Source organism: Oleiphilus sp. HI0079, assembly GCF_001635105.1.
The window spans coordinates 1-701 of record NZ_LWFT01000087.1 but is presented as its reverse complement, the minus strand read 5'-3'; the positions used below and the strand labels follow the sequence as shown (position 1 = coordinate 701).

1 protein-coding gene is annotated in these 701 nt (G+C 44.7%); it reads right to left on the bottom strand.

The features are described from left to right. Positions 1-300: hypothetical protein (locus A3750_RS26690; RefSeq protein WP_231871667.1), on the bottom strand; the 300-nt coding region annotated here is incomplete at its 3' end. Positions 301-701 lie beyond the last annotated feature (401 nt).

Genomic DNA, 701 nt, shown 5'->3' with positions numbered 1-701 from the left:
CTTGCCCAAATCTACGTTCTGAGTGACGCGGCTTTCGTGACGTTTGAAAACGCGCTTGTTTTCGGTCGACTTTTCCGAGTCAACGACGGTCAGCCATTCTCGTTTTTGCTTCTCAGCGAAGCGAAGAAAACTATTGCACTCGGCAGCGCTTAAGAAATTATTGACCACTTTAATATTGCTTGGTGGGGCTTTTTCTTCGCTGTCTTTGCCGCAGCATTCGCCAAAGAGCTTTTGCGAACGGCAGTAACATGGCTTCGTAGTATCGAAATGAAAAGTCGGTACGTATGCTCGTTGTTGCATGGTTTATCCCTAGTAAATACAGCAGCGATAAATCGCTATCTAAATGGAAAACTTCAACCAAATTTTCTGTGCAGTGTATAGATTGCGTTTTGTATTGGAAGCGTTTGCTTTTGGTTTCAGCGTTCTACTGATGAAACAAAAGAATGGTTTGATGTTATGGAGGCTTCTTTATGGAACAGAATGTTGCGCCACTGCACTAATGGAGTGAGAGGTATGCATGCTTTCAACGCTTCTGGTGTTAAGCTAAATCCAAATCGAATTTCAGATGCTGTGAGCGAAGCGGGTCGATGAAACCAAAATGTGGCGAAGTGGATAACGCGAAAATTATCAAAGCGGGCTGTGGCACGCGGTATGACCCAGAACAATTGGGCGATCATTCCGGATTTGATTTCAGTGCTGCG